Below are 12,022 nucleotides of genomic sequence, written 5' to 3'. Positions count from 1 at the left end.
CGTGCACAGGCTTGCGCACAGGGCCGTGGTGATGAGCGTGACGAATGCCGCACGGGCAGGTCGGGCCACCGGGCTGCTCCTGTCATTCGGTCGGTCGGAACCGTGACAGTATCTGCCGTATGGAGTTCGACGTCTTCATCGAGATCCCCAAGGGCACCCGGAACAAGTACGAGCTGGATCACCAGACCGGGCGGCTCCGGCTGGACCGGACACTGTTCACGGCTACCCAGTATCCGTCCGACTACGGGTTCATCGAGGACACCCTTGGTCAGGACGGCGACCCGCTGGACGCGCTGGTGCTGCTGCCGGAGCCGACGTTCCCCGGCTGCCTGATCCGCTCCCGCGCGATCGGCATGTTCCGGATGACCGACGAGAAGGGCCCCGACGACAAGGTGCTCTGCGTACCGGCCGGTGACCCGCGCCAGGAGCACCTGCGCGACATCCACCACGTCCCGGAGTTCGACCGGCTGGAGATCCAGCACTTCTTCGAGGTCTACAAGGACCTGGAGCCGGGCAAGTCGGTCGAGGGCGCCACCTGGGTCGGCCGCGCCGAGGCCGAGGCCGAGATCAGCGCCTCCTTCAACCGCCTCAAGACCTCTTCGCACTGACTCGCCCAGGACACCCCGTCCGGCCGAGTCAGCTGGACGCCCCAAACCGGTTTGGGGTGGTTGTCTACGTGGAGTGGGGCGGGTTCTACCCCTGGAACAGGCGGTTAGGCACCCCAAACCGGTTTGGGGGAGGTGGAGCGGCGCGGCCCGGGCTCAGGAGTCCGGGGCGAGGCGGCTGAGCAGGCTGAGCAGGGTCTTCTGCTCGGCCGCGGTCAGCGGTTTCAGCAGGTCCGCCTCGGCGGCGTAGATCAGCCGGTCCATCACCTCCAGCTGCCGCTGCCCGGCCGGGGTGATCGCGACGATCTTCCGTCGCCGGTCCGCCGGGTCGACCCGGCGGGCGAGGAACTTCTGCTCCTCCAGCTCGTCCAGCAACGTGACCAGATCGCTGCGGTCCAGCCCGATCCGGTCCGCGAGCGTCGCCTGCGCCCCCTCGCCGTCGTCGGCGAGGCTGGCCAGCACGTGATAGTGCAGCGTACGAATGCCGGCCGTGGTCATGTGCTGCCGGACCAGCCGGTGCGACTGCTGACTGGCCCGCCCCAGCGCCCACAGCACCCGGTCGGCCAGTCGATGCTTCGGCGACTTCTCCACCCACCAACTCTATTGGCTTCGGCAACGACTGGCGTTATCGTGGGAATCTCCCATTATTTATTTCTCCCACAATATGGAGCTCCCATCATGCGTGCAGTGCGCTTCCACCGCCACGGCGGCCCGGACGTCCTCCAGCTCGACGAGGTCGATGTGCCGGAGCCCGGCGCCGGCCAGGTCCTGATCAAGGCCGAAGCGATCGGCGCCAACGCCATCGACACCGTGCTCCGCCGCGGCGGCTCGGCCTGGGACCGCCCGCTCCCCGGCACCCTGACCGGTGAGGTCGTCGGCCGGATCACCGCGCTCGGCCCGGACACCCCGCCCGGCGTCGCGGTCGGGCAGCGCGTCGGCGCGGTGGCCGAAGACGCGTTCGCGGAGTACGTGGCCACCGACGCCGCCTTCCTGGCGGCGATCCCCGACGACGCCGACCCGGCGGTGGCGACGATGCTGCCGATGACCGGCCCGCTCGCCTTCCGGCTGCTCGAGACCGCCAACCTCCCGGCCGGCGGCACCGTGCTGATCCACTCCGCGGCCGGCACCATCGGCCACCTCGCCGTCCAGCTAGCCCGCGGCTACGACCCGAAGACGATCATCGGTACGGCGTCGTCGCCCGCCCGCCTCGACTTCATCCGCTCGTTCGGCGCCGAAGCCGTCAACCTGACCGATCCGGACTGGCCGGACCAGGTCCGCGCACTCGCGCCCGAAGGCGTCGACGCCGTCCTGGACTCGGTCGGCGGCGCGGTCTTCGATCAGGGCCTGGAACTGGTCAAGCCGACCGGCACCATGATCACGTACGGAGCCATCAGCACCGAGCTGCCGACGATTCCGGCGGCCGCTCTGTTCGGCTTCAAGACGGTCACCGGGGTTTCGCTGATGGGCTGGCGCAGCGCCCGGCCGGACGCGGCCCGCGCCGACGTCGCCGAGGTCACCCGCCGCTGGCAGGCCGGCGAGCTCCGCCCGGTCGTCCACGCCACCCACCCATTGGCTGACGTCGCCAAGATCCACGAAACCCTGGACGCCCGCTCCGCTCTCGGCCGACTGGTCGCCATCCCCTGAAGAACCCCCTGTGACCGATGCGTGGGTCAGGTGGCGCCCTGGCTGGGGTGTTGGTGGAGCTTTTTCCTGTAATAGCGCCAGAAAGGCTCCTACCTGTCGCGGAAAAGGCTCCTGCGACGGAGTGGGTGATGTGCAGGGGTGGTGCGCAGGTGGACAGGAGGTGTGGGTTGGGTGAGTAGTGCACTGGAGCGTGGACGGGCTGGGATGTACGGCGTATCGCGGGTGCACTACCTGTCGAACTGCCGATCGGCCACACCTGACCCACCCATCAACCGCCTGAGCCTGAAACGAGGCGGTTGACAAACCGGAGCCCCCGGCAACAAATTTCTTGCCGGGGGCAACCGATTGAGGGGCGTACGGGAAATGCTTCAGGGGCGGCCGAAGAAGTTCGGCGGAATCCAGTAGTAGACGCTGTCGATCTGTACCGGCTTGCCGGTCCGCGGCGCGTGCACCATCTGCCCGTTGCCGATGTACAGCGCGACGTGGTGGATGGTGGCCGGGTCGCTCGGGTTGGTCGCCCAGAAGATCAGGTCGCCCGGCCGCAGGTCGTCCTCCTGGATGTGCTGGATCTGCTCGTACTGCGCGGCGCTGTAGTGCGGCAGGTCGACGCCGGCGTGCGCCCAGGCGCCCATCGTCAGCCCGGAGCAGTCCCAGCGACTCGGACCAGTGGCACCCCACAGGTACATGTCACCGATCTGCTTCAGCGCGAATCGGATCGCCGACTGCGCGCCGCTGCGCGAACCGTGACTGCTGCCACCGTTCCCGCCGTTACCACCGCTGCCACCGTTGTCGCCGCCGTCGCTCGGCGCGGACGGCTTGTGCCGCTTCGGCGGATTCTTCTTGCCGTGGTTCTGCTTCGCCTGCTCACGGGCCTCCTGCTGCTCGCGGGCCCGCTCAGCCGCTGCGGCGCGCCGTTCGGCGGCCTCCTTGGCGGCGATCCGGGCCTTCAGCTCGGCGGCCTTCTTCGCGGCGAGTGCGGCGGCGCGCTGCCGCGCAAGCTCCTCGAGCCCCCGCTGCCGCTGCGCCGCCACCTGCACCGAGACGCTCTGCAGGACAGCGAGCTGGGCGATCGACTGCGTCCGCTGCACGCCGATCGCGGTGACGGCCGAAGCCTGCGCCGCTTCCGCGTTCTCGGCCGCCTGCTTGGCCTTCGCGGCCTCGTCGGTCGCCTTCTTCACCTTCACGACCGCCTGGTCGGCCTGCACCTTGAACAGGTTCGTCATCACCTGGGTCGCGGAGAACCGCAGGTAGGAGCCCTGCATCGCGGCCGACACCGAGCGGGCCGCGCCGGCCGAGTCGAGCAGCTCCTGCGGGCCGTTGGCGGTGAACAGCGGCGCGATCTTCGCCACCTCGCCACCGCCCTGGTACGACGCGGCCGCGAACCGGCCGATCTGCTGCCGCTGAGCGGTCAGGGTCTTCTGCGCCTCGGTCGCCCGGGCGGCCGCGGCGGCCGCCTCGGCCTTCGCCTGCTGCAACCGGTAGACGGCGCCGTTGTACGCCTCGTCGGCGATCCCGGACTGGAGGCCGAGCTGCTCGAGCCGCGCGTTCGCGGCGGCCAGCTGCTTCTCGATCGCGGCCACCTGGCCGGCCTTCGAGTCGGCGGCCTGCTTGGCCCGCTCGACGGCGGCCTTGGACGGAATCACCGGCGGCTTCGGTTTGGTGGCTTCGGCCGGGAGCGTTGGGACGGCCATCGCAGCAGCCAGACAGATCGCGAGCACACCGGAGAGCAGCACGTTGCCTGCCCGGCCGGGCTTCCCGTTACTCGCGACCCGCTCGCCGGACGTGGCCCTCGTGGGCGTCCGCATCGGGTCGTTCCTTCCGCCGGTCACGAACCCCTTCCCCAGGGTTCGTGAGCTTTTGGTCCTCCTGGACCACATACGTGACACTAGTTGCCTACAGCCCCATTGGGAACAGTTTTCACACAAGTATCTTTGTTTCACCCGTGTGTCGACTTGACAAACTACAAGCTTGTAATTTCGCGAAGTCCCAGGTGGGCGCACGAAAACGCCCCTCCGGCCGGTGCCGGAGGGGCGTCTGCGCGCCGCTGGATTCAGCTCAGGACGAACGTGGCGACGACCGGCAGATGATCCGAGGCCGGCGTCACCGGTACGGTCGCGCGGACCGGCCGCAGACCGGCGCTGTGCAGCTGGAAATCGATCCGTTTCGTCGGGTTGCCCGCCTCGATCGTGTACCCCGGACCGACGCCAACCTCGGCCCAGGTGTCGTCGTACGCGGCCGTCAGGGTCTTGATCTCCGGTGCCGTCGGCGTCGCGTTCAGGTCGCCGACGAGCAGCGTCGGCGTACTCGATCCGCCCAGCAGCTCGACCACCTTCTGGGCCTGCTCGAGCCGCTCGGCGTTGTTGTTGCTGGTCAAATGCGTGTTCGCGAACCGCAAGTGGGCGCCGCGCACTGTGATGTTTGCCACCGCCAGACCGCGCTGTTCACCGGTCGGGTAGAGCGGGAGCAGCGTGTTGGTGAAGTCCTTGATCGGATACTTCGACAAGATCGCGGTCCCGTATTGGCGGCGCGGGTCGCCCGGCTTCACGGGCGGCAGGTCGAGGTTCGCCGCGTACGCGTAATGCATCTTCAGGCGCTTCGCGAACCAGGCCGGCTGATCCACCCAGTTGCTGCGTACGTCCCAGTGCCGATCGACTTCCTGCAGCCCGATCACGTCGGCCCCGGACGTCTCGATCAGCGCCGCGATCCGTTCCAGGTCGAGTACGCCGTCGATGCCGGCGCCGTGGTGGATGTTGTAGGTCATCACGGTCAACGGGCGGCCCGGCCGGCCGGTGTCCGGCTGAGCCGCGGCGACGGTAGGTACCACCATCAGGAACCCCACAAGGACGGTCAGCAATTTACGCATACCAGCATCTTTCCGGGTAACCGGCGACACGCGCTCGACGAACGGGTGTCGCCGGCCTGAACGTCAGCACACGAGCCTGAACCTCAGCGCACCAACCGCGCGACCGCGCCCTTCGCCCCGGAGGCCCAGCACCCGGCGTTGGCGCCATGCCCGGCGCATTCCACGCTGTCGAAGCTGCCGTCGTAGAACTGCTTCCAGCTCCGCCCGCCGTCGTAGCTCACGTCGCTGCCGGACGGCCCGACCGCGACGACGGTCGACGGCGACCCGGGTACGAAGTGGGCACCGCTCCGGTAGCCCTTCGGCGCTTTGTCCGCCGGCACCAGCTTCCAGGTCCGGCCGCCGTCGTACGTGACCGATGCGGCTTTGACCGCCTCGTTCGGCTTCAGGAAATCACCGCCGACCGCGACGCCGAACAACGAATTGCGGAACGCGAGACTGAAGATCCCCGCCGCTTCACCACTGGCCATCGGCGAGTCACTGACCTTCCAGTGCCGGCCGCCGTCGAAGGTCCGGAACACCCGCGGCCGATCGCCACCGCCGGTCGCGAACCACGCGGTCCGGCCGGCACCGGCGACCAGGCAGGTCCCACTCGCGGCGAACGCGAACTCACCGGGCAGCGCGGCCGGCATCCCGTCGTTCGGCTGCACTTTCCAGGACTTTCCGCCATCCGTACTGGCCGCGATCCGGAACTTCCCGTCCACCGGATCACTCAGCGCCAAGCCGTGCTTCGACCCGTTGAAGGCGAAACAGTCGTAGAACGCGTTCGGGTCGGTGTTCCGGAACGTCTCCGTCCAGGTGTTTCCGCCGTCGGCCGTACGGTAGACCCGCGACTCCTCGCCCGGGCCGATCGTCAGCGCGACCGCACTGCGCGCATCGAACGCCTCGACGTCGCGGAACTGCAGTTTCTCCGCGCCCTTCGGGCTGACGTTCTGCCAGCGCTTGCCGCCGTCGACCGTACGCAGCACCGTCCCTTCGGTGCCGGCCACCCAGGCAACGTCCTTGCTGACCGCCGCCAGCCCGCGGAACTGCGCCGTAGTCCCGGTCGGCGTCAACTCCCAGCGGTACGACGAGCCGCCATGTGCTTGGGCGGGAACGACCTGAGCCATCAAGAACAGACCTCCTGCCGCACCAGCGGCCACACGCAGGAATCTCATGCGCGCGAACCTAACCCACCGGACAGGCTCGCGTCAGTGCCTCAGCCCGAAGGGCGCGATGCACGGCAGCTCGCCGGTGCGGTCTTCACATCTGGTAGTCTTTGCGCATGCATTTGTACTTCCTGTGACGGCTGAGTCGGCCTACCGCGCTCGTTGAGTCTCTCCGAGCTTGCGACGGCCCACTTGTCCAGGCCCGCTTCGCGGGTCGCCGTCATTTCGCGTACCCAATTGCCTGTTTCGTGGCCGTGGTGCGCCTGTTTGAAGGACGCAATTGCACACCCACACGTATCGTCTTCCCGCGCGCCATCGCGCGCAACTGACCGCCTCCGACGTCTCTGTGACGCGAGGCATCACCCGGGTCCTGAACCAGGTCGACCTCACCTTGTCTCCGTCATCGCGCGTCGCGATCGTCGGGGAGAACGGGCGAGGAAAGTCAACGCTGCTTCAGGTGCTCGCCGGCACCCTCAGCCCCGACCACGGCACCATCCAGCTCACCGGCACGATCGGTGTCGCCGAGCAGGAGCTGGACACCGCCGACGAGCGCACGGTCGGGCAGGCCGTCGCGGACGCCATCGCCGACGCTTTGGCGGCGCTGGCGCGGCTCGAGACCGCGAGCCAGGCTCTGATCGACAACACGGAGTCCGCGGCCGACGAGTACGCGGCCGCACTGGAGCTCGTCGACGTGCTCGACGCGTGGGATGCCGAGCGACGAGCACAGATCGCACTCGAAGCTCTCGGTGCGGAAACCGACATGGCGCGACCGCTCGCCGAGCTCTCCGGCGGGCAGCGCTATCGCGTGCGCCTGGCCTGCCTGCTCGGCTCCGACAACGACTTCTTGTTGCTCGACGAGCCGACGAATCACCTCGACCGCAGCGGACTCGAGTTCCTCACCGCACAGCTGCGGGCACGCAGCGGCGGGGTTGTGGTCGTCAGCCATGACCGAGCTCTGCTGTCGGATTTCGCTGCGACCATCGTCGATCTCGACCCGACGCCGGACGAGCGTCCGCGCGTCTACGGCAACGGCTACTCCGGCTACCGGGAAGGACGATCAGCCGAGCGGGAGCGTTGGGAGCAGGAGTACGAGCGACAGCAGGCCGAGCACGCTCGACTCCGAGACGACCTCAGCGCCGCACGGAACCGGCTCGTCTCGGGGTGGCGGCCGGAGAAGGGGCACAACAAGCACGGGCGCGCCACTCGGGCCAGCGGCCTCGTCCAGAGTGTTCATCGACGCCAAGAGGCACTCGACGCGCACGCCATCACCGTTCCCGAGCCGCCGCTCGAGTTCCGATTTCCTGAGCTTCGTACCCGCGCCGGCGCGTCACTGCTGAACGTGGCGGACGTGAGCCTCGCGGGACGGCTTCGTGGGCCGGTGTCGTTCTCGTTGTCTCAGCGTGGCCGACTGGTCGTGACCGGTCCCAACGGTGCCGGCAAGTCCACTCTGCTCCGAATCGCCGGCGGGGACCTGGTCCCGGACACTGGGTCGGTGCGCCAGTCCGGCGGCACCCGGGTGGGCTTCCTGCGTCAGGAGAGCGATCTGCCGCCGGAGCAACGAGCAAGCGAGCTGTACCACTCGCACCTCGACGCGCTCGTCTCCGCCGGCACGGTGCCGGCGTCGGAGGTGATCGGGCTGTCACAGCTTGGTCTGCTGAAGCCGCGAGAAGCGAGCAAGCGGGTGGGCGAACTCTCGGTCGGCCAGCAACGCCGCCTCGATCTGGCGCTCGTGCTTGCCGTCCGCCCCCACGTGCTGCTCCTGGACGAGCCGACCAACCATCTCTCCATCGCGCTCGTGGACGAACTCACCGAAGCGCTCGGGGCGACGCAGGCGGCCGTCGCCTTGTCGTCCCACGACCGGCAACTGCTGCGCGATGTGGCCGGATGCCCATGCATCGACCTGTCCGCGACAACTGGGAACGAGGTGCCGGTATGACCGTGAACAGACTCAGTCTGCTGCGCTCCCTCCGCCCGCTGGCGTCGCGCGACTACCGGCTCCTGTTCGCCGCGGTCGGCCTGGAGGTCTTCGGTACGGGCGTGTGGACGATCGTCATGGTTTTCCAGGTGATCGCGCTCGACGACAGCCCGCTCGCGCTCTCGGCGGTCGCGACGGGGATGAGCCTTGGGCTGTTCGCGTTCTCGATCCTCGGGGGCGTGGTCGCCGACCGTGTCTCCAAGCGCCGCATCATCATCACCGTGCAGGGCTGCACCGCCGCGGTCATGTCGGCGGTGGCCGTCCTGTCGCTCACCGGAAGCATCCACCTGTGGCACGTCGCCGCCGCTTCGTTCGCGATGGGGGCCGGCAGCGCCTTCTTCTACCCGGCCTACAGCTCTTATCTGCCCCAGGTGCTCCCACCAGAGCAGTTGCTGGCTGCCAACGGTCTGGAGGGCGCACTCCGGCCTTCGCTCGGGCAGGGCCTCGGCCCCGCGGTCGGCGGAATCGTCGTCGGCATGTTCTTCCCTGCCATCGGCTCGGCGATCGTCGCGGGCTCGTATGCGATCGCGTTCGTCATCACCCTGTTCCTCAGTCGCCAGGTGGAGCCGAGCACAACCGAGGCTTCAGAGGTACCGGTAGGTGAACGACCCAGTGTGTTGGACGACCTGCGTACTGGTGTGCGCTACGTCGTCGGCACGCGCTGGCTGCTGTGGACGCTCTTGTTCGGGTCTTCCCTCGCACTGATCATCCAAGGCCCCATCGAGGTGCTGCTGCCGTTCCTCACCCGCGACCGATTCTCCGACGCCGAGGCGACCTTCGGCTTCCTGATGGCCGCCTACGGAATCGGCGGCGCAGCCGGCTCCCTGGTCGTGTCGTCGCTCAAGCTCCCGCGCCGCTACCTCACGTTCATGATCGGCTGCTGGGGCGGCGGAACACTGCCGCTGGTGGCGATCGGGGTTGCTCACGAGCTGGTCGTGATGCTGGTCGCCCTGTTCGTCGTCGGAGCGGCCACCGGAGCCGGAGTCGTCATCTGGGGGACGCTGCTGCAAAGACTCGTCCCGCTGGGCATGATCGGCCGGGTCGCGAGCCTCGACTTCTTCGTCTCCATCGCCTTCATGCCCGTCTCGATCGCGATCGCCGGACCGCTTTCGCTGCTCGTGCCGATCCCGGTGATCTTCGTGATCGCAGGGATCCTCCCGCCTGTGCTCGCGCTGATCGCGCTCCAGGCGGGCCGAATGCGAGCCAGCGAAACGAGCCACCCGCTGGACCCCGTCGAGGCTCCGGAGACGGCCGGCCAGGCCCCTTAGGCGCCCGACTCGATAGCGCGCTCCAGGCGCTCCACCTTCGCGGCGATCTGGCCGGTGTACCCCGGCCGGATGTCCGCCTTGAGCACCAGGCTGACCCGTGGTGACACCGCCGCCACCGCGTCCACCGCCTGCTTCACGACCGCCATCACCTCGTCCCACTCCCCTTCGAGGTTCGTGAACATCGCGTTGGTTTCGTTGGGAAGACCAGAGGCGCGAACGACGCGAATGGCCGCGGCCACCGCTTCGCTCACGCCTCCGGTTTCGTCACCTGCGGACGGGCTGATGCTGAATGCGACGATCATGCATCCTGGATATCAGGTTCCTCTTCCTGCGCGCGACGCTCGGTCCCCGAAGTGGTCAGCAGCGCCTTCTCCTTGATGAACAGGACCGCGACCAGCGCGAGCACCGCGAACGGCACGGACATCGTGAACAGGTCGGCGGTAGCGGCGCCGTACGCGTTCTCCACGACGGTCCGCACCTCCGGTGGCAGCTCGGCGATGTTCGGCACCGCGTGGCCGCCGCCGGACGAGGCACCGCCCGGGTTCAGCGTCTCGGTGACCTTGTTCGCCAGGATCGCGCCGAGCACGCTGACGCCGATCGTGCCGCCCATGCTGCGGAAGAAGCTCACCGCCGAGGTCGCCGCGCCGAGCTCCCGCGCCGGCACGTCGTTCTGTGCCGCGAGCACCAGGTTCTGCATGACCAGACCGATGCCGACACCGAGCACGATCATGAAGGCCCAGAGCAGGTACTTCGACGTGTGCGCGTCGATCGTGCCGAACAGCCCGAGCCCGATCGGCAGCAGCACACTGCCCACGACCAGGTAGATCTTCCACTTGCCGTACTTGGTGATCAGGCCACCGGCGATCGTCGACGCGACCATCATGCCGAGGATCATCGGCAGGCTCATCAGGCCGGCCTTGGTCGGGGAGTACCCCTGGGCGATCTGGAAGTACTGCGCCAGGAACACCGAACCGCCGAACATCGCCACCCCGACCAGCGCGCTGGCCACGATGGCCAGGGTCACCGTGCGGTTGCGGAACAGGTCCATCGGGATGATCGGTTCCGGGTGCCGGCGCTCGACCAGGACCGCGGCCAGCAGTGCGACCAGCGCGATCGCGACCAGGCCGAAACTCCAGCCGGAGACCCACTCGAACTTGCTGCCGGCGAACGAGGACCAGACCAGCAGCGTGCTCACGCCGCCCATGATCAGCACCGCGCCCCACCAGTCGATCTTCACCTCGCGGCGTACGGTCGGCAGCTTCAGCGTGCGCTGCAGCAGGATGATCGCGGCCAGCACGAACGGTACGCCGACCAGGAAGCAGGCCCGCCAGCCGAGCGGCGAGTCGACCAGGAAGCCGCCGAGCAGCGGTCCACCGACGGTCGCCGAGGCGAAGATCGCGCCGAAGATGCCGGAGTACCGGCCGAGCTCGCGCGGCGGGATGATCGCCGCCATCACGATCTGCACCAGCGCGGTCAGACCGCCGGCGCCCAGGCCCTGCAGCACCCGGCTGCCGAGCAGCACCTCGATGTTCGGCGCGAAGCCGGCCACCAGCGAGCCGATCACGAAGAAGCCGAGCGACAGCTGGACCAGCAGCTTGTTGTTGTAGAGGTCGGCGAGCTTGCCCCACAGCGGCACGGTGGCGGTCATCGTCAGCAGTTCGAGGGTGACCACCCAGGTGTACGACGACTGGCTCGCGCCGAGATCGTGAATGATCCTTGGCAGCGCGGTCGAAACGACCGTTCCGGCCAGGATCGCGACGAACATGCCCATCATCAGGCCGGAGATGGCCTGGACGGTCTGCCGCGGGGTGAGCGTGGTGGGTTCGGTGGCGGTGACCTCACCCACCGGTTCCGGTGAAGGCGACGAGGTCGTCGTCATGCTTGGCCTTTCTGGTCGTCCGGCCCGAAGGCAGTATCGATGCCTTGGGCAAGTAGTTGGAATGCTTCGGTGAGCAGTTCGCTGACCGGGCGATCGGGAACCGTCTTGTGCAGTTCCATCACCATCCGGCAGGCGGTACCGGCCGCGTTCACGATCAGCGCCGGCCGGAGCGAGCCGGGTGGCTCGCCCATCCGCTCCGTCAGGGCCGCGGTCAGTACTTGTTCGTCTTCGATGCTGGCGTGCAGCAACTGGTACAGCAGAGTCGGGGTGCTCATGATCAGCTCCCCCCGGCGCGTCATCTCCCCGTCCTCCTCGAAATCGCGCAGCACGTCCTGCACGATCACCCACATCGTGGTCAGCGGCGACTCGGTCGGCGGCGCCGCCCGGACCCGCTCCAGCGCACGGTCGACCTGCTCGGGATTGCGCCCGAGGATCGCGTACTCCTTGTGCGGGAAGTAGTTGAAGAACGTCCGCACCGAGACGTCCGCGGCCTCGGCGATCTCCTCGACCGTGACCTGGTCCGGCCCCTTCTCCAACGCCAGCCGCAACGCGGCGTCGGCCAGCGCCGCCCGCGTCTCCCGTTTCTTCCGCTCCCGCAACCCACCCTGCTGCCCCACGAAAACGAGGGTACGGACAATTTTGC

Annotated in this window: 11 protein-coding genes; 4 read left to right on the top strand and 7 right to left on the bottom strand. The window is 68.3% G+C overall.

What is annotated here, in order from left to right:
* The first annotated feature begins 119 nt into the window (after positions 1-119).
* Entirely contained in the window at positions 120-608 is a 489-nt protein-coding gene (locus ABD260_RS02310; RefSeq protein WP_344231604.1) for an inorganic diphosphatase, read from the top strand.
* Between the two features lie 153 nt (positions 609-761).
* On the opposite strand, the gene ABD260_RS02305 is transcribed toward ABD260_RS02310, so the two are convergent.
* Positions 762-1,196: a MarR family winged helix-turn-helix transcriptional regulator gene (locus ABD260_RS02305; protein WP_344231603.1), complete on the bottom strand. Its 435-nt coding sequence runs from the start codon at positions 1,194-1,196 to the stop codon at positions 762-764.
* 87 nt (positions 1,197-1,283) lie between these two features.
* Here ABD260_RS02305 and ABD260_RS02300 point away from each other — a divergent pair, with 87 nt between their 5' ends.
* The gene (locus tag ABD260_RS02300; protein WP_344231602.1) at positions 1,284-2,249 is read left to right on the top strand and encodes a quinone oxidoreductase family protein; all 966 of its coding nucleotides are present in this window, start codon (positions 1,284-1,286) and stop codon (positions 2,247-2,249) included.
* 368 nt (positions 2,250-2,617) lie between these two features.
* Here the strand turns inward: ABD260_RS02300 and ABD260_RS02295 are convergent, their stop codons facing one another.
* The 3 genes from ABD260_RS02295 to ABD260_RS02285 all read right to left on the bottom strand — a co-directional run bounded on the left by ABD260_RS02295 (position 2,618) and on the right by ABD260_RS02285 (position 6,266).
* Positions 2,618-4,054, bottom strand: coding sequence for a C40 family peptidase (locus ABD260_RS02295; RefSeq protein ID WP_344231601.1), 1,437 nt, complete (start codon positions 4,052-4,054; stop codon positions 2,618-2,620).
* A 245-nt stretch (positions 4,055-4,299) separates the two neighbouring features.
* Positions 4,300-5,112, bottom strand: a complete 813-nt coding sequence (locus ABD260_RS02290) for an endonuclease/exonuclease/phosphatase family protein (RefSeq protein WP_344231600.1) — start codon at positions 5,110-5,112, stop codon at positions 4,300-4,302.
* An 83-nt stretch (positions 5,113-5,195) separates the two neighbouring features.
* Positions 5,196-6,266 carry a WD40/YVTN/BNR-like repeat-containing protein gene (locus ABD260_RS02285; RefSeq protein ID WP_344231599.1) on the bottom strand — a complete coding sequence of 357 codons (1,071 nt, stop codon included), beginning with the start codon at positions 6,264-6,266 and terminating at the stop codon, positions 5,196-5,198.
* A gap of 337 nt (positions 6,267-6,603) precedes the next feature.
* Between ABD260_RS02285 and ABD260_RS02280 the strand changes: the two genes are divergently transcribed.
* A complete protein-coding gene (locus tag ABD260_RS02280) occupies positions 6,604-8,193 on the top strand; it encodes an ABC-F family ATP-binding cassette domain-containing protein (protein ID WP_344231598.1) in 1,590 nt (529 codons plus the stop codon).
* Positions 8,190-9,500: an MFS transporter gene (locus tag ABD260_RS02275; protein WP_344231597.1), complete on the top strand. Its 1,311-nt coding sequence runs from the start codon at positions 8,190-8,192 to the stop codon at positions 9,498-9,500. Before ABD260_RS02280 ends, ABD260_RS02275 begins: the two co-directional genes overlap by 4 nt.
* Here ABD260_RS02275 and ABD260_RS02270 read toward each other — a convergent pair.
* The 3 genes from ABD260_RS02270 to ABD260_RS02260 are packed head-to-tail and all read right to left on the bottom strand — an operon-like array spanning position 9,497 to position 11,996.
* Complete coding sequence (locus tag ABD260_RS02270; protein ID WP_344231596.1) at positions 9,497-9,802, bottom strand: thiamine-binding protein; 306 nt, start codon at positions 9,800-9,802, stop codon at positions 9,497-9,499. The genes ABD260_RS02275 and ABD260_RS02270 overlap by 4 nt on opposite strands.
* Positions 9,799-11,379: an MDR family MFS transporter gene (locus tag ABD260_RS02265; protein WP_344231595.1), complete on the bottom strand. Its 1,581-nt coding sequence runs from the start codon at positions 11,377-11,379 to the stop codon at positions 9,799-9,801. Before ABD260_RS02265 ends, ABD260_RS02270 begins: the two co-directional genes overlap by 4 nt.
* Entirely contained in the window at positions 11,376-11,996 is a 621-nt protein-coding gene (locus ABD260_RS02260; protein ID WP_344231594.1) for a TetR family transcriptional regulator, read from the bottom strand. The genes ABD260_RS02265 and ABD260_RS02260 overlap by 4 nt, the downstream gene beginning before the upstream one ends.
* Positions 11,997-12,022: the final 26 nt, after the last annotated feature.

Source organism: Kribbella hippodromi, from assembly GCF_039531045.1.
In the GTDB taxonomy this organism is placed as follows: Bacteria; Actinomycetota; Actinomycetes; order Propionibacteriales; family Kribbellaceae; genus Kribbella; species Kribbella hippodromi.
Note: the sequence above shows the minus strand (reverse complement) of the source record. Positions and strands in the feature narration are given on the sequence as shown.

What these genes read in the sequence shown, in the direction of transcription:
- ABD260_RS02275 (WP_344231597.1), top strand. Translation starts at nt 8,190, where the DNA reads ATGACCGTGAACAGACTCAGTCTGCTGCGCTCCCTCCGCCCGCTGGCG.
- ABD260_RS02295 (WP_344231601.1), bottom strand. Translation starts at nt 4,054, where the DNA reads ATGCGGACGCCCACGAGGGCCACGTCCGGCGAGCGGGTCGCGAGTAAC.
- ABD260_RS02310 (WP_344231604.1), top strand. Translation starts at nt 120, where the DNA reads ATGGAGTTCGACGTCTTCATCGAGATCCCCAAGGGCACCCGGAACAAG.
- ABD260_RS02270 (WP_344231596.1), bottom strand. Translation starts at nt 9,802, where the DNA reads ATGATCGTCGCATTCAGCATCAGCCCGTCCGCAGGTGACGAAACCGGA.
- ABD260_RS02300 (WP_344231602.1), top strand. Translation starts at nt 1,284, where the DNA reads ATGCGTGCAGTGCGCTTCCACCGCCACGGCGGCCCGGACGTCCTCCAG.
- ABD260_RS02285 (WP_344231599.1), bottom strand. Translation starts at nt 6,266, where the DNA reads ATGAGATTCCTGCGTGTGGCCGCTGGTGCGGCAGGAGGTCTGTTCTTG.
- ABD260_RS02290 (WP_344231600.1), bottom strand. Translation starts at nt 5,112, where the DNA reads ATGCGTAAATTGCTGACCGTCCTTGTGGGGTTCCTGATGGTGGTACCT.
- ABD260_RS02265 (WP_344231595.1), bottom strand. Translation starts at nt 11,379, where the DNA reads ATGACGACGACCTCGTCGCCTTCACCGGAACCGGTGGGTGAGGTCACC.